Origin of the sequence: Rhodococcus sp. NCIMB 12038, assembly GCF_002165735.1 — a bacterium.
Classification (GTDB): Bacteria; Actinomycetota; Actinomycetes; order Mycobacteriales; family Mycobacteriaceae; genus Rhodococcus_F.
Map to the genome: position 1 here is coordinate 86,302 of NZ_NHML01000020.1, position 24,632 is coordinate 110,933.

Genomic DNA, 24,632 nt, shown 5'->3' on the forward strand with positions numbered 1-24,632 from the left:
GGTCGTCCGTAGCGTCGTGACTGTTCGCCTGTAGTCGATGCGCGAGACGGAGCGATGTATGTCTGGGATGGATCAGTTCAGCCGTTCGAAGATGACTGCCGAGTACGCCCGGTCGGTCGGCAGAGTCGCGTATTTGTGGGGTTGGCCGCTGGTGAACATGCACAATCGACGAACCCTGATGGAGCAGCTACCGGAGCCCGGCCTGCTGGCGGGCATCGTTCCGGCCGGTCCGCCGGGAACGATCGGGATGCTGCGGGACTACATCCGGCCGGAGGAGCGCGTGGTTGCGTGCCCCAACCAGGACGTCGCCTACGGATTCGGCGTCCTCGATTCCGTTCGCGGGCCGTCGGTGGTTCAGGTTCCCGATTTCGGTGACCGCTTCTGGGTGTACCAGGTCGTCGACCAGCGCACCGACTCGTTCGTCCGGCTCGGACAGATGTATGGAACGACGCCCGGCTTCTACCTCCTCGCACCCACCGCGTGGGACGGTGACGTGCCCGACGGCATCACCGACGTGTTCCGGTACGACACCCGCGTCGGCGTCGTGATCCCGCGGGTGTTCATGGACGACACCGCGGAGGACCGGAAAGCGATCGCACCGCTCGTCGACCGCATCAGCGTGTATCCGTTGTCGGAGTTCGACGGCACGGTCAAGGTGAAGGACTGGGCGGAAGTCCCGTCCTTCGGCGGTGGTGATGCCACCGGCGATCAGGCCGAAACCCAATGGGTCGACCCCGAGAAGTACTTCGAGGTGTTCGGCGACGTGCTCGACGAGGTGCCTGCGCTGCCCGGCGAGGAGGCGATGTATGGCTGGTTCCGTTCGGTGCTCGCCGCCGCCGGGAACGACCCGGGTATCGCCGAAGCACTGCGCCAGTCGGCGGTAGACACCGACGCCGTCGTCGGGGAACTGTTCGAGTTCCGCAACATCGGAATCCCGGTCGCGCACAACTGGACCACGCAACGCACCGGTGCCGCGTTCGGCACCGACTATCTGTCGCGCACCGCGATCGGCAAGTCGAACATCTTCGTCAACACACCGAACGAAACCGTCTACTACTACCAGGATCTCGACGACACGGGTGACCGCCTCCACGGTTCGCGCACCTACACCGTGGCGTTCCCGGCCGGTCAGCTGCCGCCGGTGCGCGGGTTCTGGTCATTGACGGTCTACAACAAGCACCACTTCTTCCACCCGAACGACCTCGACCGTTTCTCACTCGGCACCAAGAACCAGAACCTCGCCTACGGAGACGACGGTTCGCTGACCCTGACCCTGACCGTGGGCGGCGCGGCACCCACCGACCCGGCACGGCTGGCGAACTGGCTGCCGGCACCGGACGACGAGTTCACGATCTACCTGCGCGCGTACTGGCCGGATCAGGCAATTCTCGACGGGACGTGGGAGCCCCCGGCCGTCACACGGTCGAGTGCACCGGCCTGAAACGTCAATACGCAGACGGTCAGACCTCTCGATTGTCCCTTCGGGCGTGGATTTCGTCGTCGGCGAGCAGCGCCGCCTCGAGTAGCGAGGCGCCGGATTCTTGATGCTCGGCGATCAGTCTGTTCCACTGCGCCAGGTCTGCGTGACTCTGGATCACGAAGCTCTTCGCCGCCGGATTCAGCGCTCCGGGGCGGTGAACGATACCGAACGGGGTGCGGATCGCCGGCCGTGTCTCCGATACGTGGGCGCCCAACCGGTGTGCTGCCGTGGCCATCCTCAAGGGAAGGAACGCGCTGGCCGAACCGTTGAGGACCAGCGTCAGCTGGGCATGTCGGTTGGGCACCCGGGCGCTGATCCGGGGCACCACCGATTCGCGGCGCAATATCGTTGCGACGATGTCGTTTTCCCGCAGTGCCGCGCTGCTCGTCACAAGTGGGATCTGCTCGAGGCGTGCGAGATCGAACGGCGCCGCCTCGCCGTCGGCCGGCGTTCCCGGCGGCCTCACCAGGAGCAGCCGCTGGACACCGAGCTGAACCTTTTCGAGATTGTCGGTCGGCACGGGGAACGTCGTGAATCCCAACTCGCACTGACCGGTGAGCACCTCGTCGCACAGGTCCGCGGCACTCGCGTACTCCGACAGATCTATGCGGATGTCGGGATGGAGACGGGTGAAGGTTCCGCTCCACGCCGCCACCGCCTCGCTCGACATCTCGGGCATCGTTCCGATGGTGATCGACCCGACGTGGAGTTCGCGAGCGCCCCGCATGATGTCCTGGGCCGCGAGAAGGTCGTCGAGCACCTTGCGTGCGGGTTCGACCAGCAGCTGCCCGGCCGGGTTGAGGACGAGATTGCGGCCGGTGCGGTGGAACAGGGTCAGCTTCAGCTCCCGTTCGAGCTGACGAATGCCTTGCGACAGCGACGCCTGCGCCACATGGAGGTGTCCTGCCGCCCGGTTGACTCCGCCGTGCTCGACGACGGCGAGGAAATACTCGAGCTGGCGGATGTCCATGTCCCCATCATTCCCCCGGCGGGCGGCCGGTACGAGTGCCTCCGCCCCCGAGTCAGACCCGGTACGAGTTCGGCAGCGTGCCGTCGGCCGCCACCTGACGGATCATCGCCTTGGCCAGGTTTCGCTGGTGCACCGGCGACGAGCCCTCGTAGATGCGCAGGGCTCGCACGTCACGCCACATCCGCGGGACCGGGTGTGGTCCGACGATTCCCTCGCCGCCGAGCAGTTGGACGCAGCGGTCGGCGACTCGGCTCGCCATCTCGGAGTTGTACAGCTTGGCGGCGGCGATGCGGTGGCGCGGGATCTCGCCGCTGTCGAAGGTCCGTGCGCTGTCGACGGTGAGGGCGCGCCCCGCCTCGAGTTCCGCGAAGCTTTCGCCCAGCGTGGCCTGCACCGCACCGAGTTCGGCGAGAGGAGCGCCGAACTGCTTGCGGCCGTTGACATGCGCCACCGTCTCCTCGAGCATGCGGGTCGCCTGCCCGACACAGGTCGCCGCGACGTGCAGGCGCGCGTGGTTGATGCCGCGCAACGCCATCGTCAGGCCCTGACCCTCGACCCCGCCGAGCAGATTCTCCGCGGGCACCTCCACGCCGTCGAAGTAGATCTCCCCCACCGGCGCTTCCGCGTGCCCGTTCATGATGGTCGGCAACGCCGTCCGCACGCCCGGCGAGGCGGTGTCCACGATGAGCGCCGAGACTCCGCCCGCGCCGGGGTCGGAGGTGTCGGTGCGGGCGAAGACGATGAACGCGTCGGCCCATGCCGCGTTGGTGATGTACCGCTTGCTCCCGTTCAGCACGTAGACGTCGCCGCGGCGCTCGGCCGTGGTCTGCAGGTGCGCGGCGTCCGACCCGGCCTGGTCCTCGGTGAGCGCGAATGCGGTGACCAGTTCGCCTGCCGCCATGGCCGGCAGCATCCGCCGGCGCTGCTCGTCGGTGCCGTGGTCGAGGATCGCCTGCGAGCAGAGGCCGATCACCGTCGAGAAGCGTGACCGGTAGACGCAGGAGGCGCGCGTGAACTCGAATGTGAGCTGAACCTGCTGCTCCATCGTCCACTCCAGGCCGCCGTACGCGCGTGGGATCGAGATGCCGAACAGTCCGAGAGCGGCCATTCGTTCGAGGAGGCGAGCGGGGACCTCGCCGGCCTCGACCATCTCGTTCTCGGCGGGGACGAGTTCGTTCTCGGTGAACTCGGCGATCGTCTTCAGGTAGGTCGGGAAGTCGTAGCCGAGGATGTCCGGGTCGATCATGAGGAAGCCCTTTCCGGGGTGAGAGTGGTGTGGGAGGCGGTGACGACGCCGCTGTCGATCAGGGCGGTGATGTCGTCTTCCGGGAAGTCGAGGTCGCGAAGCACCGAGAGGGTGTCCTGTCCGACCGCGGGCGCGGACGTGGACACGGTGCGGCGGTGGCCGTCGAGGGTGAAGGCCAGGCCGGGACTGGTGAACGACGCCCCGCCGGGGCCGGCGACGTCGACGAGGATCTCGGAGGCGAGGACGTCCTTGTCGTCGGCGATCTCGTCGAACGAGCGGATCGCGCCGCACACGATGTGCGCGGACTGCAGGAGGACGACCGCCTCGTCCCGGGTCATACTCCCCAACGCCTCGTCGAGGGCGGTCAGCATCTCGGCCCGGTGCGCTACCCGCGCAGGATTGTCGACGAACCGTGGGTCGTCGATCATGTCGGGTCTTCCGACGAGATTGCAGAGCGCGGACCACTTTTCGGCCGTGTACGCGGAGAGCACGATCATTCCGTCGGTTGCCCGGATGACGTCCGCCGCAGGGGCGGCGAGTGCCTGGCCGTTTCCCTTGCGCCGCGGCGCACGACCGGTGAGCGTGTACTCGCCCCAGGACGCGGCCTGCATCGACAGCACCGCTTCCATCAGCGAGGTCTCCACGTGCGCGCCGCGGCCGGTCGACTCCCGCTCGTAGAGCGCTGCGAGAATCCCGGTCGCGAGGGCATTGGCCGCGGTGACGTCCGCGGCGGCAAGCCCGAGACGCTGTGGCTCGCTGTCGGTCTCGCCGGTGGCGTGCATCAACCCGAACTCCGCCTGGGCCGCAATGTCGAGGCCGGGGCGGTGCCGGGACGGTCCGCGGGATCCGAATCCGGTCACGTTGGCGTAGATCAGGCGCGGATACCGGCCGCGTAGGTCGTCGGGTCCGAGGCCGATCCGGTCGGCGGAGCCGGTCCGGAAGTTCTGCACCAGGACATCGGTCTGCGCCAGCAACCGATGCAGAATCGTCTTCGCCTCGGGCCGGGCGAGATCGAGTCCGATGCTGCGCTTGTCGCGGTTGTAGGCGCGGACCATCGCCTCGCCGAACGTTCCGATACCGCGGGCCTGATCACCGCGCAGGCTCTCGACCTTGATCACGTCCGCACCGAGATCCGCGAGGGTCTGGGCCGCGCTGGGACCGGCGATGTACTGGCCGAAGTCGAGGACCCGGATGCCCGAAAGCGGTCCACCCATCACACTCATCGCCCTTCCCTGCTCGCGTACTCGGCAGTCATGCGCTCGAGTTGGGTGCGGGCCTTCTCCGGGTTCAGCATCACGCCGCCGGCGACGCCGAGGACGCACACCACGGCGCCGACGAACATGAAGCCGGTCGAATATCCGGCCGCGGCGGTGGCCGCGCGTTCCACGATGAGCCCCAGCGCATAGGGTGCGACGATCCCCGCGACGCTGTACGCAGCGATGATGCACCCGAAGAACGCCACCCGCTGGTGTGCGGGGAGAAAGTCCGACGCGCCGGCGAAGGCCACCGAGAAGGCCACACTGTTGACCGCGAACGCGCAGACCACGAACACCAACTGCACCGGTCCGGGCTCGAGTTGACTGAAGATGATCATGGAGAGACCGCCGAACAGCAGGAACGCGCCCGTGAGGTAGCCGCGGGCCACCCGCGACGAGCGGCCTGCCCGCAGCAACCGGCCCGACAGCATGCCCGCGCTCAGCAGGAACACGACCGCGACGACGTACGGAATCGTCACCAGCGTTCCCACCGTGCTCGCGGAGTATCCGAGCCCCTCGTTCATGTAGGCGGGCAACCAGGACACCTTCAGCGAGGAGATCAGGTACCCGGCGAACGACAGCAGCACCAGTCCCCAGAAGCTTCGCAGCATCAGCAGGCGCTGGAAGGGCACCACGATGTCACCGTTCGGGTCATCGACCTTCGTGCCGTCCCCGGTCTTCGGCTCGGGCTTGCGGAACGGCAACCGGTCCGAGTACCAGAGCCAGCCGATCAGCCACAACACACCGGTCACCACGAGGACGGCGAAGGCGGCGTGCCACGACCAGGTGAGGATCACCCATGTCAACGTGGGCGCGGCGATCAGCGGGCCGACCGAGGAGCCGGCGTTGACGACGGCGCCGGCCGTCGCGCGCTTGTCCGGGGCGAATCGATCGGCGACGATCGACTGGCACAGTGCATGTGCGGGTCCTTCGAAGAACCCCAACGCAATTCGGCAGGCGATGAGAACTCCGAACGAGGTCGGAATCGTCAGCGGGGCCATGCTCACGATCCACGTCACCATCAACAGGGCGGCGCCCCAGGTGTACGAGATCTTCCGCAGAACGGCGGAGAGCGTGACCGCGCCGATCGCGAAGAGCCAGAAGAAGGCACTGCTGAGCAACCCGTACTGACTGGCCGTGAGACCGAGATCGGCACGAATCGGCTTGCTGGCCAATCCCACTGCTGCCTTGTCGGCGAAATTCAGAGTGAAGAAGAGGAACAGGAAGAGGACGATGCCCCAGGCGCGCCGATCGACGGCTCCCTTGGGGCGCTGACCGATGCCGCGTTCTCGGGACTGCGTAGTCACCATGACGACCTCCGGGAATGTCTCGGCTGATTGAGGGGCACCACCGGTAGTGACTGGAACCACAGGGTGCATGCCCTCATCAGACCGGTTTGCCCGATGCCGATCAACCAGCAGAACGCGGTCGGACCGTACGGATTTGCCTATATCCCCAGGTCACGGTCGCGCCCCTTCGGGTCCGGTGCCTGTGTTTCTTCGGTGTCGAGGAGTTCCGCCAGCGCCGCGAGAGCCGGTAATGCGGCGCCGATCGCAGTACGGTGGTCCGCATCGAGGCGCCCGAACGCAGAAGAGATGCGCCGCTCGTTCGCCCGCATCCACGCGTCCAGGCGTTCGCGGCCTGCGTCGGTCAGTTCCACTTGCACGGCCCGGCGATCCCGCGGATCGGGCGAGCGGACAACGAGACCGGTCTCGACCATCTGCTGCACGAGGGTGCTGACGGTGTTGGTGGCCATTCGGTGCTTGCGTGCCAATTCGACGATCCGCAAACCTGATTCGGAGGAGAGTCGCTGGAGGAACTCGACCTGCGCCATCGGCAACGACTCCCAGGCGAATTCCTCCCGGACGCTCGACCGCAACGCCCTCCGCAAGCGCGTGATGACCTCGGTGAGGGCCCATCCCTCCCCGCTCCCGGCCGCTCCGGCGGAGAGCGGAATCGCTCGACTGTCGTCCATCCGTTAACCTACTTCTGTTACAGAACTATCTGGTGTCAGAACATTATGTCATCGACACCGACCCCAACCTGCAGGGAACACTCATGAACAGTGACGTAGACCTTCCCCAACGCCGTCCGGTCGCCGTCTACTCCGTGGGCGAAGAACCGGATGTCCGATTCTCGCTGGCCAACGAACGCACCGCACTCGCCTGGGTGCGCACTGCCCTGGCACTGGTCGCCGGCGGCGTCACCCTCACCACCTTGGCCAGCGTCACCGGTGCCGACCTGGTCGTCCATCTGGTCGCGATCCTCGCGTGCGGCACCGGGGGGATTCTCGCGGCCGTCGCGCTGTGGTCGTGGAAACGCAACGAGCGAGCCCTGCGACTTCAGCAGCCCCTCCCCGCACCGATCCCCCTCGCCTGGCTGGCGGGGGGACTTGTCGTCCTCTCGATCGGGTTGGCAGTGTTCGCCGTCGTCACCACCGTCAACTCGCGATGACACCCGACCCGGGTCTCCAACCACAGCGCACCGCACTGGCGTGGCAGCGCACCGGCCTGTCGGTGCTCGCGGCGTCCGCGGCGATCGGGTTCGCGGCGTACCGCCTGGGCGCACCAATGCTCGCGCTCGGCGCCGTCGTCAACAGCACGATCGTCGGCTATCTCGGCATCCGCCATTTCCCGAAGGGCACCGCACGGGAGACCTCGACGAACGACACCTGGCCCACGCTGCTGCGCACCGCGTCCGTCGTGGCGTTCACCGCCCTCCTCGCGGCCGGAGTCTCCGTCGCCGGGATGCTGCACGCGTAGCAACACGCGGGTTCCCACCCAGGTCCGACTTCCCCGTCCGCGGCAGGCCGCTAGCTTTGCTTCATGGACCTGCGTCAGATGGAGTATTTCCTCGCCGTGGTCGATCACGGGGGCGTCAACCGCGCAGCGGCGGCACTGCGGGTTGCACAGCCCTCGCTGTCGCAGGCGGTGCGCAAACTCGAGAAGGATCTGGGCACCGAACTGTTCCACCGAGTGGGTCGCGGCCTCGTCCTCGCTCCCGCCGGGGAGGCGCTGATCGGACCGGCTCGCATGATCCTGCGGGAGACGGAGGCCGCGGAGAACGCCGTCCGAAGCGTCGGGCAGGTGCGCGGCGGACGGGTCGACATCGCCACCCTGTCGGACATGTCGATGGACCCGCTGTCGGTGTGGGTGGCGAGGTTCCGCACACGTTTCCCCGACGTCCGGTTCCACATCGAGGAGCGCGACGACGCTTCGGACGTGGTCACCCTCGTCCGATCCGGCTCCTGCGAGGTCGGGTTCCTCGCGTCGCCACCACCCGGCGAGGATCTGATCAGCGAGCATCTGGTCGAGCAGAAGTTCGTCCTGGTCTGCCCACCCGGAACGGAGGCGTACTGGCCGGACCTCGTTCCGATCGAGTCTCTGTCCCAGGTGCCATTCGTGATGGGTGAACACGGCACCGCGACCCGCGATTACATCGAGAAGTCACTGCGCGCGCACGGGGTCGAACCGCGCATCGTGGTGGAAGTACCCCAGCGCGGGGCCGTCCTGCCGATCGTGCTGGCCGGGGGCGGAGCGGCCATCGTCCCACTGCGGATCGGCCTCGACGCGCGACATCGCGGCGGGGTCGTGCGCGAACTGGTGCCGGGGTTGGCTCGCCCCCTCGAAGTGGTGTACCGGGAGGGCCGCATCACCCCGGCGACCACCGAGTTCCTGAATTACTCCAAGCGGTCTCTCCGTGCTTGGGTCCGTGCCATTGCCGGCCACCGGAGCGAAGGTCACTCGTTGGTGGAAGCGGCCGCGATGGCGGCGCTGGCGGCCGATCACCGAATCCGCGATCGCAGCCGCGTCGACACCGAGGTCCGTCCGAACCTATAGGCAATTGCACTCAATTCGGGTGATTTCTGGACTTTGACGTAGTCATTCCTCGCACCTTCAATGGAAGTGCGCCACCTCACAGGCGCAACCCATTCGAGGAGGACTTCATGACCGGTTGTGTCCACGTCACCGTCGACAATGCCGTCGCATACGTCGTGATCGACAACCACGGTCGGCGCAACGCGGTGTCCCACACCGTCTTCGACGAACTCGGCTCGGCGATCACCGACCTGTCCTGCGCACCCGACGTGCGCGTGGTGATCCTGACGGGGCAGGGCACGGACTTCAGCGTCGGCGCCGATCTGGCCGCGCCCGCCGGTTCCCGCACCTTGCGCCGCGACTCGATCGCTGCCGACACCGCGCGACTGCGGCAGGTCAGTTCCACCCTGCACCGGTTCCACCATCTACCGCAGGTCACCATCGCGGCGATCGACGGCGCCTGCGCCGGAGCAGGGTTGTCGCTTGCGGCCGCCGCCGACTTCCGGATCGCCTCCGATCGTGCCGTCTTCAACACGGCCTTCGTGAACGCCGCCCTCTCCGGTGATCTCGGCGGTGTCTGGCTGATCACCAAGCTGCTCGGTGGGGCCAAGGCCCGCGAATTATTCTTGACACCAGGCAAACTCACGGCGCAGGCCGCGCTGGATCTCGGGTTGGTCACCACGGTGACCGGCACGGAGTCGCTGCATGCAGAAGCCCGGGACCTGGCCCATCGGCTGGCGTCGTCGGCTCCCCTCGCCCTGCGTGCGATGAAACAGAATTTGCTCCAGGCGTCCACCACATCGCTGAGCGATTATCTGCTCGCCGAGGTGGACCGAATGGTGCAGTGCTTCCACTCCGGCGACGCGCACGAGGCCGCCGACGCGTTTCTGAACAAGCGCGTGCCGTCGTTCACCGGCCGCTGACCCGACGCCGCCCTGCCCTGTCCACCTCGTCCGTTCGGAGCCCGCCCATGTCTGAAACACTCACGCGGAACACCACGGCCGTCGCACCGCCGTCTCGGTCGCGCGCCTGGCTCGTCACCGCACTGCTGTTTGCGTTCCTGGTACTCAACTTCGCCGACAAGGCCGTGCTCGGCTTCGCGGGCCTCCACATCCAGAAGGATCTGGGCATCACCCCGCAGCAGTTCGGACTCGTCCAGAGCGCCTTCTTCTGGCTGTTCGCCGTCGGCGCGATCGTGCTCGGCGCCCTCTCCTCACGTATCGGGGTGCGCTGGCTGCTGGCAGTGCTGATGCTGATCTGGATCGTGACGATGGTGCCCCTGCTCGGACCGGTCAGCTTCGGCGTCCTGCTCGCGTGCCGGGTCGTCCTCGGCTTCGCCGAGGGCCCGGCGTACGCGCTGGCCACGCACTCGGTGCACTCCTGGTTCCCGCCCGAGAAGCGGGCCCTCCCGGGCGGGATCGTGACCGCGGGCGCCTCGGTGGGGCCACTCCTCGCGGCGCCGGTCCTCACCTGGGTGATCGTCACCTGGTCGTGGCACGCCGCGTTCGGCGTTCTCATCGTCCTGGGCGGCGCCTGGGCCGTGGTCTGGATGATCTTCGGCAAGAATGCACCCTCGCACACCGCCGCAGCCGACGGCACCGTGGAACTGGCCGACGCGTCGTATCGAACGCTGCTGACCACCGGAACCGTCGTCGGCATTGCTCTCCTGACCTTCTTCTCGTACTGGTCGACGACGTTGAAGGTGGCCTGGCTCCCCGTCTACCTGTCCGACGGATTGGGATACGACACGATCACGGCGGGCCGGCTCATCATGCTGCCGTATGCTTTTGCCGCTGCAGGCGCGATCGGCGCCGGGTTTCTGTCGAACTGGCTCACCGTCCGGGGCGTGTCCCGGAGGGTCTCCCGGGGATTTCTGGCGGGCGGGTTGATCGTCGCGGCCGGCGTCTCGATGGTCGCATTCACGCTGTTGTCCGCGGGCCTGCCGCAGATGGTGTTCATCACGCTGGCGTTCTCCCTCAACACCGCCGCCTACGCGGTTGCGTTCACTGCGATCGCCGACATCGTGCACCCGGGCAAGCGCGGACCGATCCTCGGATTCCTGGTGGCGTTCTACAGCATGGCCGGGGTACTCGCGCCCCTGGTGCTCGGCTATTTCGTCGGCAACGCCACCGACAAGATCACCGGCTACGGCCACGGCTTCGCACTGACCGGGATCCTCATGACCCTCGGCGGCGCCGCCGCCACCTTCCTGGTGCGTCCCGAACGCGACGCCGCCAGGCTCAGCGCTCGAACGAAGGAGAACGCAGCATGACCGGACCGTTGGACGGCGTCCGCGTCGTCGATTTCGGACAGTTCATCGCCGCCCCGGCGGCCACCCAGATTCTGGTGGACCTCGGCGCCGACGTGATCAAAGTCGAACCGGTGCACGGCGAATCGTCGCGACTGATCGGCACCTACGGCGAGGCGATCCTGCGGAATTACAACCGCAGCAAACGCTGCATCGCACTCGACCTGAAAGACGAGCGCGGACAGCAGATCGCCCGGGATCTGATCGCGTCGGCCGACATCGTCGTGCAGAACCTGCGCCCCGGAGTGATGGAATCGTTCGGACTGGGAGCCGAGGACGTCCGCACCGCGCATCCGAGCATCATCTACGCCACCGTGAGCGGATTCGGCTTGCAGGGACCATCGAAGTACCGTCCAGGACTCGACATCGCAGCGCAGGCCGAGAGCGGCATCATGTGGGTCACCGGCGAGGCGGACGGAGAACCGCAGCGAGTCGGCTTCCCCGCCGTCGATGCCGCTGCCGGGCACGTGTTCGCCCAAGCCATCCTCGGCGCGTACATCCGACGCCTCCGCACGGGTGACGGCGACACCGTGGAGACCTCCCTCCTCGAGGTCGCCGTGCACCTGCAGGGACCGAACTGGGGCGAGTACCTGCTCACCGGCAACGAACCGATGCGCAAGGGCAACGGACAGCCCACCGTGGCGCCCGCCGCGGACGTGATGCCCACCCGGGACGGCGCCATCGTCGTATCCGCCTATTCGGTGGTACATTTCGCCCGGCTCTGCACCCTGCTCGGCCGACCCGAACTCGCCTCCGACCCTCGATTCGCCACCAACGAAAGCCGGGTTCACCACCGCCCGGCGCTCCTGGCCGAATTACGAGCCGAGTTCGCCGAGATGACCAGCGACGACGCGATGGCACTGCTGACCCCGAACGGGGTGGTCGCGGGCAGGATCAGCTCCTACGGCGAGGTCCGCAAGAACCCGGACGTCGAGGCAACCGGCATCTTCATCGACGTCATCGACCCGGACGGCGTCGAGCACACCACGCTCGGCTCGCCCTGGCACCTCGGCAGCGTCCCCCGATTCTCGACCGCCGGCGCTCCCGCGCTGGGCCAGCACACCACCGAAGTGCTCACCGAATTCGGCTATGCCACCTCCACCATCGACGCCCTCACCGACGCGGGTGTCGTTCACTGCCGCTAGAACACGGCAATGCGCGGCGCCTGGACGCGCCCGCTCGATCACTGCAAAGGATTGGTACAACCATGCAACGCAACATCTTCGACTCCGACCACGACGCATTCCGGGATACGGTGAGGCAATTCATCGGCAAGGAGGTCGTGCCCCACATCGGGGAGTGGGAGGCCGCCGGACTCGTCCCCCGCGAGTTGTTCACCAAGACGGCGGAAATCGGGATCAACGGCCTCCAGGTGCCCGAAGAGTTCGGCGGCGGCGGAATCGACAGCTTCCTGTTCAACGCGATCGTCATCGAGGAAATCGGATACGCCGCAGCCACCCTCGGCGGACTGCAGGTCCACCTCAGCACCGTGCTTCCGTACTTCTTCGAATACGCCGACGCCGATCAGAAGTCCAGGTGGTTCCCGGGATTCGCGGACGGCACCCTCGTGTCGTCGATCGCGATGACGGAACCCGGCACCGGATCGGATCTGGCCGGCATGGCAACCAGCGCCGTGCGCGACGGTGACGACTGGATCCTCAACGGAGCCAAGACGTTCATCACCGGCGGCATCAACGCCGACCTGATCATCGTCGTGGCCCGAACGAACCGCGACGTCGCCAACCGGCGTGACGGGCTGTCGCTGCTCGTGGTCGAGGCCGGTATGCATGGTTTCACCCGCGGCCGCAACCTCGACAAGCTCGGCCTCAAAGCCCAGGACACGGCCGAACTGCTGTTCGACAACGTCCGGGTTCCTGCCCGCAACCTGCTGGGCGAGGAAGGCGCCGCCTTCTCGATGCTCGCCCGCAACCTGCCCCAGGAGCGGCTGACGATCGCCGTGAACGCACAGGCCACGGCGACGGCCGCGCTGAACCTCGGCTCCGACTACGTCAAGGACCGCAAGGTCTTCGGGCAACGGGTCGCCGACTTCCAGAACACCAAATTCGTCCTCGCCGACTGCGCGACGGAACTCGAAGCCGGGCAGGCCCTCGTCGACCGAGCCCTCGTCGCCCTCGACGACGGCACCCTGTCGGTGGCCGACGCCGCGAAGGTGAAGCTGTTCTGTACGGAGATGCAGGCCCGCGTGATCGATCGATGCCTGCAACTGCACGGCGGATACGGCTACATGCGCGAATACCCGATCACCCGGCTCTACGCCGACGCCCGGGTCACCCGAATCTTCGGTGGTACCAGCGAAGTGATGAAGAGCGTCATCTCCCGATCCCTGGGCCTGTGACCGTGGACGTCAAGGGAATCAATGCCGTCGTCACCGGCGGAGCCTCCGGTCTCGGACTGGCCACGGCCACCCGCCTGATCGACGGCGGCGCCACCGTCACAGTGGTCGATCTGCCCACCTCGGACGGTGCGGCCCGCGCCGAAGACCTCGGCCCCTGTGCCCGATTCGTCGCGGCAGATGTCACGGACGCCGACAACGTGTCCGCGGCCTTCGCCGCTGCCACCGAACAAGGACCGCTGCGTGCCGTCGTCCACTGCGCCGGGCGTGGCCGTCCCATGCGGGTGCTGGACAAGTCGGGCACGGCCGCCGAACTCGAGCCGTTCGAATCGGTGATCCGGCTGAACGTGATCGGCAGTTTCAACGTGCTGCGGTTCGCCGCCCAGGCCATGGCCGGTAACGAGCCTCTCGACGGTGACCGTGGCGTGTGCGTACTCACCGCATCCGTCGCGGCGTTCGAGGGGCAGATCGGCCAGATCAACTACGCCGCAGCCAAGGCCGCCGTCGTGGGAATGACCTTACCCGCGGCACGGGACCTCGCCGGCGCGGGAATTCGGGTCTGCACCATCGCCCCCGGCACGTTCGACACTCCCCTGCTGGCGAGGGCACGCGACGATGTCCGGGCGTCGCTCGCGGCCTCGGTACCGCATCCGCGCCGGCTGGGCGACCCCTCCGAGTTCGCCGCCCTGGCCGCACACATCGTCGAAAACGGCATGCTCAACGGAGAAACCATTCGCCTCGACGGCGCCATCCGAATGGCTCCGCGATGAACACCGGTCCGGCGAGACCGACCACCCACCGACCATCCAGTAAGGGCAATTGTCATGCGTGACGCAGTCATCGTCGAAGCCGTACGCACACCCGTCGGACGCCGCAACGGCGCCTTGAAGGACATCCATCCCGTGGACCTGTCCGCGGTGGTGCTCACCGCCCTGGCCGAACGCACCGGGCTCGACGTCGCTGCCGTCGACGACGTCGTGTGGGGATGTGTGGGCCAGGTCGGGGAACAATCGGCGAACATCGCCCGCAGCGCGGTCCTCGCCGCAGGCTGGCCGGAACACGTTCCCGGCACCACCGTCGACCGTCAGTGCGGCTCGAGCCAGCAGGCGCTCCACTTCGCGGCCGCCTCGGTCATCGCGGGCCACGCCGACGTGGTCGTCGCAGGCGGCGTCGAATCGATGTCCCGGATACCGATGGGCTCGGCCCGGAAGGCCGGACCGGGTGTCCCGTTCGGCCCCGCGGTATCCCGTCGCTACGACAACGTCGATTTCAATCAGGGCACGGGCGCCGAAATCCTGGCGAAGCGGTACGACCTCAGCCGCACCCGACTCGACGAGTACAGCCTCGAATCACACCGCCGCGCAGGGCAGGCCGTCGACGACGGCCGATTCGTCAAACAGATCACCCCGGTCGGGCTACCCGACGGCACCACCCTCACGGTCGACGAGGGCATCCGGCGGCACTCCACCCTCGACGCACTCGGCTCCCTCACACCCGCCTTCGCCGCCGACGGCCGCATCACCGCGGGCAACGCTTCCCAGATCTCCGACGGAGCCGCCGCACTACTGGTCACCACCAGTGAGCGAGCACGACAACTCGGTTTGACTCCCCTGGCCCGCGTGCACACCGCCACCGCTGTCGGCGACGACCCCGTCACCATGCTGGCCGGCCCCATCCCGGCCACGCGGAAGGTGCTGGAGATGGCCGGACTGGATCTCGACGACATCGACGCGTTCGAGGTCAACGAGGCCTTCGCCAGCGTGGTCGAGGCCTGGCTCGCCGCGACCGGCGCGCGCCGCGAACGGGTCAACCCCCTCGGCGGCGCCATCGCCCTCGGGCATCCCCTCGGCGGTTCCGGTGCCCGGCTGGCCACCACGCTCGTGCACCACCTGCACACCGAGGGCCTGCGATACGGGCTGCAAACCATGTGCGAGGCCGGTGGCATGGCCAATGCCACCATCTTCGAATCTCTCCCGGCGTAACCGGCAACGCACCGCATCCCGGGGCGGCGCCGTCCTCGATGGCACGGCGCCGCCCCGCGTTTCCCGACACTCGAGGAGAATTCCCTGTGACCCTGCCCCCGATCCTGCAAGACCGGCTCCGCCTACCCGTGGTCGCGTCGCCGATGTTCATCGTCTCCGGCCCGGACCTGGTCATCGCCCAGTCCACCTCCGGCATCGTCGGATCGTTCCCCTCCCTCAACGCCCGCCCCCAACCCGTNCTGCGCGAATGGCTCACCCGCATCACCGAAGAACTCGCCAAACACGACGCCAACAACCCCGAAACACCCTCCGCCCCCTACGCAGTCAACCTCATCGTCCACAAGAGCAACGACCGCCTCGACGAAGACCTCGCCACCATCGTCGAATTCCAGGTCCCCATCGTCATCACCTCCCTCGGCGCCCGCACCGACGTCAACGACGCCGTCCACAGCTACGGCGGCATCGTCCTCCACGACGTCATNAACAACACCTTCGCCAANAAAGCCGTCGAGAAGGGCGCCGACGGACTCATCGCCGTCGCCGCAGGCGCCGGCGGACACGCAGGCACCCTNTCCCCNTTCGCACTNCTCCAGGAAATCCGCGAATGGTTCGACGGNCCGGTCCTGCTGTCNGGCTCCATCGCCCACGGCCGCTCCGTCCTCGCCGCCCAGGCNGCNGGCGCCGACCTCGCCTACATCGGCTCCGCNTTCATCGCCACCGANGAAGCCACCGCCGACCAGCGCTACAAGCAGATGATCGTCGACTCCACCGCATCCGACATCGTCTACTCCAACCTCTTCACCGGAGTACACGGCAACTACCTCCGCGGCAGCATCGAAGCCGCCGGACTCGACCCCGACAACCTCGCCGTCTCCGACCCCACCAACATGAACTTCGGCGTCGGCGAAGACGCCGACACCGCCGCGAAGTCCGAAGCCAAACCCTGGCGCGACATCTGGGGCGCCGGACAGGGCATCGGCGCCGTCGACGCCGTCGTCCCGGCAGCACAGATCGTCGAACGCCTCGATCGCGAATACACCGACGCTCACCAACGTCTCCGCCGCATGTGAAGTCCCGCCGGTGCCGTCATCATCGGGTTTCTCGCCGTCGGCGGGTTCATCCGCGTCGGGTGAGGCCACGGACGGTCGGTGACCGCCAGTATCAGAGAAGGGCGAACATACGTGCCTGCCGTCGCCCGGCGGCTCCGGACAGGAGTGGATCCGAGATGTTGATTCCGGATACGCAACGTCGAACGTCGGCTGAGCTCGATGAGCGTTTCAACATGTTCACCGGTGATCGTGCGGCGAAACGGTCCGCGTTCTGGGTGATGTTGACCCTGTCGGCGGTCATCGCGGTGTCCGGCGTCGTCGCGGACTCCACCGCGACGGTCATCGGTGCCATGATCGTCGCGCCGCTGTCGACGCCGATACTCGGTGTCGGGCTGGGCATCACCACCGGGCGGGCCTCGCTGATCGGGAAAAGTCTCCTCGTGGTGGCGCTCGGCGCGGTACTCGTCGTCGTCCTCGGGGCCGGGATCGTCCAGCTGGTGCCCAACACCACCGACGTGCTTACCAACTCGCAGGTGCTCGGGCGTACGTCACCGACATTGATGGATCTGACGGCCGCGCTCGCGACGGGACTCGTCGGCGCCATCGCTGCGGCGAGGCGGGACGTCGGCGACGTACTGCCCGGCGTTGCCATCGCGATTTCCCTGGTACCTCCGCTGGCGGTGGTCGGGGTCTGCCTGGGCTCCGGCGCACCGGCCCTCGCGGCGGGCGCGGCGGTGCTGTTCGCGTCGAACGTGTTAGCGATGATCATCACCGCCAGCGTCGTGTTCGTCGGCGCGGGGTACGCGGCCGAGGTCGAGACGACAGTCGGCAGCAGTCGGGTCCGGGCGTACACGGTGCTCGCGGCGGCCTTGGTGGCCGTAGCCATCCCGATGGTGGTCAACTCACTGGCGTCGGTGTGGGCCGGGCAGATCACGACAGCGGCGCAGCAATGGCTCGAGGACGTACCCGGCGCCCAGGTGACCGACGTGTCCTGGCAGGGTCATACCGCGACCGTCTCCGTCCTCGGCCCGGCCGAACTGCCCCCGATCAGCGCACTCGAGAACTCCGTCGACGCCCTCGTGCCCTGGCACCCCCGGCTACTCGTCGTCCACACCGTGGGTGCGCGGATCTCCGCCGAATAGCGACCGTGACGTGCGCGAGATCGGCTGATCGGATGCGGGCGCTACCGATCTCGTCGCACGTCACCCCCGTTGCGGCGCCGGACGGCGAAGGAAACATGGTTCACTCCGCCCGGCGGGTCCGGGCTTAATTGCCGAATTCGGCGGATCCCACGGTCCAGGCGTGGGCCTGGTCGCTGAGGGTGAAGCCGAGGCCGGGACGGTCGGACAGGTGCATGCGGCCGTCACGGATCTCGAGGTGCTCGTTGAACAGCGGATCGAGCCAGTCGAAGTGCTCGACCCAGGGCTCGTAGGGGTAGACCGCGGCGAGGTGCAGGTGGATCTCCATCGCGAAGTGCGGCGCGAGCTGCAAATGCTTCTGCTCGGCGAGGGTGGCCAGCTTCAGGAACTGGGTGATGCCACCGATACGCGGTGCGTCGGGCTGGATGATGTCGACCGCACCGGCCTCGATCAGGCGCACGTGCTCGCCGACGCTGGCGAGCATCTCACCGGTGGCGATGGACGTGTCGAGGCTGCGTGCGAGGTGCGCATGGCCTTCGGCGTCGTAGGCGTCGAGGGGTTCCTCGATCCAGATCAGGTTGAACTTGTCGAAGATTCGACCCATCCGCATCGCGGTGGGGCGGTCCCACTGCTGGTTCGCGTCCACCATCAGCGGGACCTCGTCGCCGAGGTGTTCGCGGACCTTCTCCAGGCGGGCGATGTCCTGCTTCCAGTCGGGCTGTCCGACCTTGATCTTGATGCCGCCGATGCCGCTGGCCAGCGACGCCGAGGCGTTCTCGAGGACCTGCTCGATCGGGGTGTGGAGGAAACCACCGGACGTGTTGTAGGTCTGCACCGAATCACGATGGGAGCCGAGCAGTTTGGCGATCGGCAGACCGGCACGCTTGGCCTTGAGGTCCCACAGTGCGATGTCGACGGCGGCGATGGCCTGGGTGGCGACGCCGCTGCGCCCGACGGAGGCTCCGGCCCAGACCAGTTTGGTCCAGATCTTGGCGATGTCGTTGGGGTCCTCACCGATCAGGACCGGCGCGATCTCCTGCGCGTGGGCGAATTGGGCGGGGCCACCGGCTCGTTTGGAGTAGCTGAATCCGATGCCCTCGTGGCCCTGCTCGGTGCGGATCTCGGCGAACAGGAACGCGACCTCGGTCATCGGCTTCTGCCGGCCCGTAAGCACTTTGGCATCACTGATGGGGTTCTTCAACGGCAGGGTGATCGAGGACAGCTTCACCGACTCGATGCGGTCGAGCGTGGCCGCACCGGCCGCCAGTGCCGTGATCGCGGCGTCGGGTGCTGCCAGCGCGCTGGTCGGGCGGCTCGCGAGGGAATTGGTGGACATCGGTGATTCTCCTTCAAGGGGTGGCGTCGTGGCCGGGGGTGGGGAGCGTTCGGTCAGCTCTGCGTCACGGCGCCGTCGATGCGCCGCCAGATGCCGAGCGGATTGTCGGTGCGCAGTTCGTCGGCGAGGAGATCCTCGGGGACGTTCTGGTAGGCGACCGGGCGCAGGAAACGCTCGATGGCACGGCTGCCGACGGACGTCGTCGACGGCGCGGTGGTGGCGGGGAACGGCCCGCCGTGCACGATGGCGTGGCCGACCTCGACACCGGTGGGCCACCCGTTGAACAGCACCCGGCCTGCGATGAGTTCGAGCCGGTCGACCAGGACCCGCGCGTGCGCGTGATCGGTCGGGGCGGCCTGGATCGTGGCGGTCAGCTGCCCCTCCAGGCGGTCGATGATCGCGGTCAGTTGTGCCACGTCGGCGACTCGGACGATCACCGAAGCCGGGCCGAAGACCTCGTCCTGGAGCTGGTGATCGTCGAGGAATTGCTCGCCGGTGGTGACGAACAGTTGCGGCACCCCGGAGCATCCGGCCGGAGCGGGAGCGGTGTCGGCAACGGCCACGGTGTCGATGTTCTCGTTCGCCGTCAGTCGGCGGGCGCCGTCGGCGAACGACGTCGCGATGCCGGGATAGAGCATCGGCGCCGGCGTCGCGGCCCGCACAGCCTCGGACGCCGCCCGGACGAACCGGTCAGCGCCGGGAGCATCGACCAGGAAGACGAGGCCGGGGCTGGTGCAGAGCTGACCGACACCGGTCGTCATCGATGCGATGAATCCCGAGCCGAGTTCTTCGGCCCGGTCGGCGAGGGCGCCGGGCAGGACGAAGACCGGGTTGATGCTCGACATCTCGGCGTACACCGGGATGGGCACCGGGCGCGCCGCCGCGGCGGCGGTGAGGGCGATCCCGGCCTGCTGGGACCCGGTGAATCCGACTGCACGGATGCGCGGGTCGGTGACGAGCGCGATGCCGACGGTTTGACCCGAGCCGAACACGAGGGAGAAGGTGCCCTCGGGCAGGTTGTGCGCGCGGACCGCGTTGCGGATCGCCCGCCCGACCAGTTCCGAGGTGCCGGGGTGCGCCGAGTGCGCCTTCACGATTACCGGTGCCCCGGCGGCAAGCGCGGAGGCGGTGTCGCCGCCGGCGACCGAGAATGCGAGCGGGAAGTTGCTGGCGGCGAACACGGCGACAGGGCCGAGCGGCACCTTGCGCTGACGCAGGTCCGGCTTCGGCAACGGCGTGCGGTCTGGGTTCGGGGTGTCGAGGCGGGCGCCGGTCCAGCTGCCCTCTCGGACCACAGCCGCGAACAGTCGAAGCTGGCCGGTCGTGCGGGCGAGTTCACCCTGCACCCGCGCGGTCGGGATACCGGTTTCGGCGTGAACCCGGTCGATCAGCACCGAACCCAGGTCGTCGAGTTCGGCTGCGATCGTGTCGAGGAACGCGGCCCGCTGCTCGAAGCTGGTGTGCCGGTAGCTGCCGAAGGCCGCCCAGGCGAGTTCGGCTGCCCTCTCGACAGCGGCCTCGTCGGCCTCGTGGTAGATCGGCTCCAGTGCGGCGCCGGTGGCCGGGTCGGTGGCCCGGAACGGCGACCGGGTGCCGGGAATGTCGTCCGCGCCGATGAGAGAGGCGCCGGTGAGTTCTATTGTGTGCGAGGCGGTCACGATCAGCTCACCTTCTTGATCAGGTCGGCGAGTTCGGCGAGTTCGACATCGTCGAGGTCGGTGAGCGGGCTGCGGACGGGGCCGGCGGGCCGGCCGATGACCTTCATGCCTGCCTTGATGATGCTGACCGCGTATCCCTGCTTCTTGTTGCGCAGGTTGCAGTACGGAATCACGAACTCGTTGAGGGCGTTGATGACGAACGCGTTGTCGCCGCTGCGGAGGGCGTTGTAGAAGTCGAGTGCGAACTGCGGGACGAAGTTGTAGATCGCCGACGAATACGTCGTCACACCGAGCGCCAGATACGGCAGAGCGAACATCTCCGCGGTCGGCAACCCGCCGACGTAGGTGAGGCGGTCCCCGATGCCGGCGTAGATGCGGGTCATCTGCTCGATGTTGCCGACCCCGTCCTTGAACCCCACCAGGTTCGGGCAGCTGTCGACGAGTTCGGCGACGGCCGCCTCGGTGTAGACGGCATTGGCGCGGGAGTAGATGGTGACGCCGAGATCGGTGGCGGCGCAGACCTGTTTGACGTGCGCGACCAAACCGTCCTGACTGGCTTCGGTCAGATACGGGGGAAGCAACAGGATTCCGTGCGCGCCTGCACGTTCGGCGGACCGGGCCATCTCGACCGCGGTCGCGGTGCCGTAGCCGGCGGGGGCGATCACCGGCAGGCCTTCGGGGGCCTCCCGGACCGCGGCGGTGACGACCTGCTCGACTTCGACCGGGGTGAGGGAGAAGAACTCACCGGTGCCGCCGGCCGCGAACAGTCCCGACGCGTCGAACTGGCTGAGCCAGCCGATGTTCTCGCGGTAGGCCGCCTCGTCGAACGACCCGTCCTCGTGTAGGTGCGTGACCGGGAACGACAACAGACCGGAGCCGAGCTTGCGGGCGATCTCCTGGGGCGAGGCGGTGGTCATGGCGTGTGGGTCTCCTCATCGACAATCGTGCGCTTCGTGTGCACTGATCCACAAGGCTAGGAACTAGGTACTATTCAAGTCCAACACTTCTTTAGAATCATTTGATACAGGAAAGGTATCGGATGTTTTCTCTCAATCAGCTGACGCAATTCGTGGCCGTCGCCGAAGAAATGCACTTCGGGCGGGCCGCGAATCGGCTGCGCATGACTCAGCCACCGCTGAGCCGGCAGATCCAGCTCCTCGAGAAGGACCTCGACGTCCTGCTCTTCGACCGCTCGAGCCGGGCGGTCAAACTCACTCCTGCGGGCAAGGCGTTCCTGGCCGATGCTCGCAGGCTGCTGCAACAGTCCGAACGCGTCGCGCTGTCCGTGCGCAAGACGTCCCAGGGCCGGACGGGCATTCTCCGGGTCGGATTCACGGGCGGCAGCGTCTACTCGGGCCTCGAGACGGTGCTGACTTCCGCCCAGGCGACCATCGAAGACGTGGAGGTCGAACTGCGGGAATTGGTGACCATGGATCAGCTCGAGGCGTTGTCGGAGGGCTCGCTGGACCTGGGCCTGGTCCGTCCACCGTTAACGCGGCCCGACCTGGCCTCACACCCGCTGCTGCGCGAACCGCTCGTCGTCGCCATTCCCATCGAGCACGAGTTGGCCGGCCTGACCAGGCCCGTCGACGTCACCGACCTGCACGGGGTCGACGTAGTGATGTACACGCCCATCGAGTCGCGGTACTTCTTCGAACTGCTGTCTTCGGTGTTCCACGAGGCCTCGGTTGCCCCCGTCGTCGTCCAGTACATGCACCAGTTCCACAGCATGCTCGCCCTGGTCAATCTCGGCTGGGGTCTCGCCCTCGTGCCGGAATCGGCGAGCAAGATGCACTTCGACGGTGTCACGTACCGACCGTTGACCACCCCGCGTCCCGCCCAGGTCGAGTTGGACCTGGTGTGGCGGATCGACAACGAGAACCCGGCCTTGGCGCGCCTGCTCGCGAAGTTGGTTGCCGAGACGCCCGCGGACCCGGCTCCGCAAGCCGCCGCGTCCGATACCTAACTTGGATGACTTGATGCGATTTCGGGCTTGGACGCGCATACGTCGGCGTCTGTACATTCGGTTCATTCGCGGATGTGACTCACGACACGGTCCATTCGCCGGCACCATTCTTCACGCCCCTCCGAAGGAGCCCTCAGTCATGACTCTCAGTCGATCGGTCGAAGAGTCGACCATCGCCTCGACCTTGAAGATCGGCAAGGTCCGATACACGATCCTGGCGATGATCTTCGCGGTGACCGTGATCAACTACGCGGACCGCGCGACCATCTCGATTGCCGGCGACTCGATCCAGGACGAATTCGGTATCAGCTCGGTCACCCTCGGGTACATCTTCTCCGCCTTCGGGTGGGCGTACCTGATCGGGCAGATTCCGGGCGGCTGGCTTCTCGACCGCTACGGCGCGAAGAAGGTGTACGGCTGGGCGATCGTGACCTGGTCGACCTTCACCGTCCTGCAAGGATTCCTCGGGAGCTTCAGCATGGGCACCGCGGTGGGTCTGCTGGTCGCCCTCCGCTTCCTTGTCGGGCTCACCGAATCCCCTGCCTTCCCCGGCAATTCCAAGATCGTCTCCGCCTGGTTCCCGGCCAAGGAGCGCGGGACCGCCGCCTCGATCTTCAACTCCGCGCAGTACTTCTCGACCATCGTCTTCGCCCCGATCATGGGGTGGCTCGTCACCGCCATGGGCTGGGAGCACGTCTTCACCGTCATCGGTGGCATCGGCATCGCCCTCGGATTGATCTGGACGAAGGTCATTTACAGCCCCCGCAGGCACCCGCGCCTGAAGAAGCCCGAATTCGAGTACATCGAAGCCGGTGGCGCGCTGGTCGACATGGACCAGCCCGGCCAGAAACAGCAGGCCGGATCCGATCAGCTTCGCTACATGAAACTCCTGCTGACCAACCGGATGACACTCGGCGTATTCGTCGGCCAGTTCTTCATCACCACCATCACCTGGTTCTTCCTCACCTGGTTCCCGGTCTACCTCGTCCAGGAACGAGGCATGAGCATCCTCGAGGCGGGCTTCATCGCCGTCCTCCCCGCGATCTGCGGTTTCGTCGGCGGCATCAGCGGTGGCCTGATCTCGGATGCGCTGCTGCGCCTGGGCTGGTCCCTCACCAGGGCTCGCAAAACTCCGATCATCACCGGTTTGCTGCTCGCCACCGCGATCATCGGCTGCAACTTCGTCGACGCCTCCTGGCTCGTCGTCGTCCTGATGTGCGTGTCCTTCTTCGGCAAGGGCCTCGGCGCGCTCGGCTGGGCCGTCATGGCCGACATCTCGCCGAAGGAAATCTCCGGCCTCGGCGGCGGCGTCTTCAACACCTTCGGATCGGTCGCCAGCATCACCACACCAATCGTCATCGGCTACATCGTCGACAGCTACGGCTCCTTCGAACTCGCCCTCGTCTACGTGGGTGTGTGCGCACTGCTGACCGTCGTCTCGTACATCTTCGTCGTCGGCCCGATCAAGCGCCTCGACCTCGCCGAAATGCAGGCCCGCGCCGACCGCAAGCGCGCCCTGCGTCAGCACTGAACCCGTTGCACCCCGTCGCGGGGCGCGACGATGATGGGACAGTGATCATCGAACGCAGCTCGGTCGTCGGCGCGCCGATCGGGCAGGTGTGGGCGAGGGTCGTCGACCCGGAGGGGATCAACGACGAGATGCGTCCGTGGATGACGATGAGCATCCCGCGCGGTCAGGAGTCGATCAGCATCGACTCGGTCGCGGTCGGTGAACCGCTCGGGCGGGCGTGGCTGCGACTGTTCGGGCTGGTCCCGTTCGACTACGACGACCTGACCATCGCGGAACTGGAACCGGGTCTGCGGTTCCACGAGAAGTCGACGATGCTCAGCATGCGCCGGTGGGAGCACGAACGCACGCTCCGGCCGTTCGACGACGGCAGCACCGGCGTCCACGACCGGATCACATTCGAGCCGAGGCTTCCGCTGGTGCCGCTGACGCCGGTGCTCGCCCGCGTCCTGGGCGCGTTCTTCGGGCACCGGCACCGGCGTCTGGCGCGGCACTTCGGCTGACGGCGTCAGTGCGCCGTGTAACCACCGTCGACGACGAGTT

At 67.2% G+C, this 24,632-nt stretch carries 23 protein-coding genes; 15 read left to right on the forward strand and 8 right to left on the reverse strand.

All coding sequences use genetic code 11. The features are described from left to right. Nucleotides 1-58 precede the first annotated feature (58 nt). Complete coding sequence (locus CA951_RS27795) at nucleotides 59-1,441, forward strand: DUF1254 domain-containing protein (RefSeq protein WP_087559902.1); 1,383 nt, start codon at nucleotides 59-61, stop codon at nucleotides 1,439-1,441. Nucleotides 1,442-1,460: 19 nt separating this feature from the next. Here the strand turns inward: CA951_RS27795 and CA951_RS27800 are convergent, their stop codons facing one another. The 5 genes from CA951_RS27800 to CA951_RS27820 form a co-directional block, all read right to left on the reverse strand. Beyond that, the gene (locus CA951_RS27800; protein WP_087559903.1) at nucleotides 1,461-2,450 is read right to left on the reverse strand and encodes a LysR family transcriptional regulator; all 990 of its coding nucleotides are present in this window, start codon (nucleotides 2,448-2,450) and stop codon (nucleotides 1,461-1,463) included. 52 nt (nucleotides 2,451-2,502) lie between these two features. After that, entirely contained in the window at nucleotides 2,503-3,696 is a 1,194-nt protein-coding gene (locus tag CA951_RS27805; RefSeq protein WP_087559904.1) for an acyl-CoA dehydrogenase family protein, read from the reverse strand. Beyond that, entirely contained in the window at nucleotides 3,693-4,919 is a 1,227-nt protein-coding gene (locus CA951_RS27810) for a CaiB/BaiF CoA-transferase family protein (RefSeq protein WP_087559905.1), read from the reverse strand. Before CA951_RS27810 ends, CA951_RS27805 begins: the two co-directional genes overlap by 4 nt. Further along, nucleotides 4,916-6,262, reverse strand: coding sequence for an MFS transporter (locus CA951_RS27815; RefSeq protein ID WP_087559906.1), 1,347 nt, complete (start codon nucleotides 6,260-6,262; stop codon nucleotides 4,916-4,918). Before CA951_RS27815 ends, CA951_RS27810 begins: the two co-directional genes overlap by 4 nt. Before the next feature lie 137 nt (nucleotides 6,263-6,399). After that, the gene (locus CA951_RS27820) at nucleotides 6,400-6,927 is read right to left on the reverse strand and encodes a MarR family winged helix-turn-helix transcriptional regulator (RefSeq protein ID WP_256974109.1); all 528 of its coding nucleotides are present in this window, start codon (nucleotides 6,925-6,927) and stop codon (nucleotides 6,400-6,402) included. An 83-nt stretch (nucleotides 6,928-7,010) separates the two neighbouring features. Here CA951_RS27820 and CA951_RS27825 point away from each other — a divergent pair, with 83 nt between their 5' ends. The 11 genes from CA951_RS27825 (at nucleotide 7,011) to CA951_RS27875 (ending at nucleotide 17,604) form a co-directional block, all read left to right on the forward strand. Next, nucleotides 7,011-7,406 carry a YidH family protein gene (locus tag CA951_RS27825; RefSeq protein WP_087559970.1) on the forward strand — a complete coding sequence of 132 codons (396 nt, stop codon included), beginning with the start codon at nucleotides 7,011-7,013 and terminating at the stop codon, nucleotides 7,404-7,406. Then, nucleotides 7,403-7,714 (forward strand): DUF202 domain-containing protein, encoded by a 312-nt coding sequence (locus CA951_RS27830; protein ID WP_087559907.1) that lies wholly within the window; start codon nucleotides 7,403-7,405, stop codon nucleotides 7,712-7,714. The genes CA951_RS27825 and CA951_RS27830 overlap by 4 nt, the downstream gene beginning before the upstream one ends. A gap of 63 nt (nucleotides 7,715-7,777) precedes the next feature. Next, nucleotides 7,778-8,791, forward strand: coding sequence for a LysR family transcriptional regulator (locus CA951_RS27835; protein ID WP_241032382.1), 1,014 nt, complete (start codon nucleotides 7,778-7,780; stop codon nucleotides 8,789-8,791). 107 nt (nucleotides 8,792-8,898) lie between these two features. After that, complete coding sequence (locus CA951_RS27840) at nucleotides 8,899-9,693, forward strand: enoyl-CoA hydratase/isomerase family protein (protein WP_087559908.1); 795 nt, start codon at nucleotides 8,899-8,901, stop codon at nucleotides 9,691-9,693. A 47-nt stretch (nucleotides 9,694-9,740) separates the two neighbouring features. Beyond that, the gene (locus CA951_RS27845) at nucleotides 9,741-11,042 is read left to right on the forward strand and encodes an MFS transporter (RefSeq protein WP_087559909.1); all 1,302 of its coding nucleotides are present in this window, start codon (nucleotides 9,741-9,743) and stop codon (nucleotides 11,040-11,042) included. Further along, on the forward strand, nucleotides 11,039-12,223 hold the full coding sequence (locus CA951_RS27850) for a CaiB/BaiF CoA-transferase family protein (RefSeq protein WP_087559910.1): 1,185 nt from the start codon (nucleotides 11,039-11,041) through the stop codon (nucleotides 12,221-12,223). The genes CA951_RS27845 and CA951_RS27850 overlap by 4 nt, the downstream gene beginning before the upstream one ends. Before the next feature lie 62 nt (nucleotides 12,224-12,285). Next, nucleotides 12,286-13,434, forward strand: a complete 1,149-nt coding sequence (locus tag CA951_RS27855) for an acyl-CoA dehydrogenase family protein (RefSeq protein WP_087559911.1) — start codon at nucleotides 12,286-12,288, stop codon at nucleotides 13,432-13,434. A gap of 2 nt (nucleotides 13,435-13,436) precedes the next feature. Beyond that, the gene (locus CA951_RS27860; RefSeq protein WP_087559972.1) at nucleotides 13,437-14,201 is read left to right on the forward strand and encodes an SDR family NAD(P)-dependent oxidoreductase; all 765 of its coding nucleotides are present in this window, start codon (nucleotides 13,437-13,439) and stop codon (nucleotides 14,199-14,201) included. A 54-nt stretch (nucleotides 14,202-14,255) separates the two neighbouring features. After that, complete coding sequence (locus CA951_RS27865) at nucleotides 14,256-15,413, forward strand: acetyl-CoA C-acyltransferase (RefSeq protein WP_087559912.1); 1,158 nt, start codon at nucleotides 14,256-14,258, stop codon at nucleotides 15,411-15,413. Nucleotides 15,414-15,499: 86 nt separating this feature from the next. After that, entirely contained in the window at nucleotides 15,500-16,483 is a 984-nt protein-coding gene (locus CA951_RS27870) for a nitronate monooxygenase family protein (protein ID WP_087559913.1), read from the forward strand. Between the two features lie 212 nt (nucleotides 16,484-16,695). After that, nucleotides 16,696-17,604: a DUF389 domain-containing protein gene (locus tag CA951_RS27875; RefSeq protein WP_256974111.1), complete on the forward strand. Its 909-nt coding sequence runs from the start codon at nucleotides 16,696-16,698 to the stop codon at nucleotides 17,602-17,604. A gap of 124 nt (nucleotides 17,605-17,728) precedes the next feature. On the opposite strand, the gene CA951_RS27880 is transcribed toward CA951_RS27875, so the two are convergent. From CA951_RS27880 to kdgD, 3 genes are read right to left on the reverse strand one after another with little or no spacing between them, the layout of a single operon-like run. Then, entirely contained in the window at nucleotides 17,729-18,937 is a 1,209-nt protein-coding gene (locus CA951_RS27880; RefSeq protein ID WP_087559915.1) for a mandelate racemase/muconate lactonizing enzyme family protein, read from the reverse strand. A 53-nt stretch (nucleotides 18,938-18,990) separates the two neighbouring features. Beyond that, on the reverse strand, nucleotides 18,991-20,595 hold the full coding sequence (locus CA951_RS27885) for an aldehyde dehydrogenase (NADP(+)) (protein WP_087559916.1): 1,605 nt from the start codon (nucleotides 20,593-20,595) through the stop codon (nucleotides 18,991-18,993). A gap of 2 nt (nucleotides 20,596-20,597) precedes the next feature. After that, on the reverse strand, nucleotides 20,598-21,512 hold the full coding sequence (gene kdgD / locus CA951_RS27890; protein WP_087559917.1) for a 5-dehydro-4-deoxyglucarate dehydratase: 915 nt from the start codon (nucleotides 21,510-21,512) through the stop codon (nucleotides 20,598-20,600). A 122-nt stretch (nucleotides 21,513-21,634) separates the two neighbouring features. Here kdgD and CA951_RS27895 point away from each other — a divergent pair, with 122 nt between their 5' ends. The 3 genes from CA951_RS27895 (at nucleotide 21,635) to CA951_RS27905 (ending at nucleotide 24,592) form a co-directional block, all read left to right on the forward strand. Next, nucleotides 21,635-22,561, forward strand: a complete 927-nt coding sequence (locus CA951_RS27895) for a LysR family transcriptional regulator (RefSeq protein WP_087559918.1) — start codon at nucleotides 21,635-21,637, stop codon at nucleotides 22,559-22,561. 139 nt (nucleotides 22,562-22,700) lie between these two features. Further along, complete coding sequence (locus CA951_RS27900) at nucleotides 22,701-24,092, forward strand: MFS transporter (protein WP_087559919.1); 1,392 nt, start codon at nucleotides 22,701-22,703, stop codon at nucleotides 24,090-24,092. A 41-nt stretch (nucleotides 24,093-24,133) separates the two neighbouring features. After that, nucleotides 24,134-24,592, forward strand: a complete 459-nt coding sequence (locus CA951_RS27905; protein WP_087559920.1) for a hypothetical protein — start codon at nucleotides 24,134-24,136, stop codon at nucleotides 24,590-24,592. Nucleotides 24,593-24,632: the final 40 nt, after the last annotated feature.

Coding starts and splice junctions, on each gene's coding strand:
- CA951_RS27815 (WP_087559906.1), bottom strand. CDS start 6,262: ATGGTGACTACGCAGTCCCGAGAACGCGGCATCGGTCAGCGCCCCAAG.
- CA951_RS27810 (WP_087559905.1), bottom strand. CDS start 4,919: ATGAGTGTGATGGGTGGACCGCTTTCGGGCATCCGGGTCCTCGACTTC.
- CA951_RS27850 (WP_087559910.1), top strand. CDS start 11,039: ATGACCGGACCGTTGGACGGCGTCCGCGTCGTCGATTTCGGACAGTTC.
- CA951_RS27830 (WP_087559907.1), top strand. CDS start 7,403: ATGACACCCGACCCGGGTCTCCAACCACAGCGCACCGCACTGGCGTGG.
- CA951_RS27880 (WP_087559915.1), bottom strand. CDS start 18,937: ATGTCCACCAATTCCCTCGCGAGCCGCCCGACCAGCGCGCTGGCAGCA.
- kdgD (WP_087559917.1), bottom strand. CDS start 21,512: ATGACCACCGCCTCGCCCCAGGAGATCGCCCGCAAGCTCGGCTCCGGT.
- CA951_RS27835 (WP_241032382.1), top strand. CDS start 7,778: ATGGACCTGCGTCAGATGGAGTATTTCCTCGCCGTGGTCGATCACGGG.
- CA951_RS27875 (WP_256974111.1), top strand. CDS start 16,696: ATGTTCACCGGTGATCGTGCGGCGAAACGGTCCGCGTTCTGGGTGATG.
- CA951_RS27855 (WP_087559911.1), top strand. CDS start 12,286: ATGCAACGCAACATCTTCGACTCCGACCACGACGCATTCCGGGATACG.
- CA951_RS27845 (WP_087559909.1), top strand. CDS start 9,741: ATGTCTGAAACACTCACGCGGAACACCACGGCCGTCGCACCGCCGTCT.
- CA951_RS27900 (WP_087559919.1), top strand. CDS start 22,701: ATGACTCTCAGTCGATCGGTCGAAGAGTCGACCATCGCCTCGACCTTG.
- CA951_RS27865 (WP_087559912.1), top strand. CDS start 14,256: ATGCGTGACGCAGTCATCGTCGAAGCCGTACGCACACCCGTCGGACGC.
- CA951_RS27840 (WP_087559908.1), top strand. CDS start 8,899: ATGACCGGTTGTGTCCACGTCACCGTCGACAATGCCGTCGCATACGTC.
- CA951_RS27825 (WP_087559970.1), top strand. CDS start 7,011: ATGAACAGTGACGTAGACCTTCCCCAACGCCGTCCGGTCGCCGTCTAC.
- CA951_RS27800 (WP_087559903.1), bottom strand. CDS start 2,450: ATGGACATCCGCCAGCTCGAGTATTTCCTCGCCGTCGTCGAGCACGGC.
- CA951_RS27795 (WP_087559902.1), top strand. CDS start 59: ATGTCTGGGATGGATCAGTTCAGCCGTTCGAAGATGACTGCCGAGTAC.
- CA951_RS27895 (WP_087559918.1), top strand. CDS start 21,635: ATGTTTTCTCTCAATCAGCTGACGCAATTCGTGGCCGTCGCCGAAGAA.
- CA951_RS27805 (WP_087559904.1), bottom strand. CDS start 3,696: ATGATCGACCCGGACATCCTCGGCTACGACTTCCCGACCTACCTGAAG.
- CA951_RS27820 (WP_256974109.1), bottom strand. CDS start 6,927: ATGGACGACAGTCGAGCGATTCCGCTCTCCGCCGGAGCGGCCGGGAGC.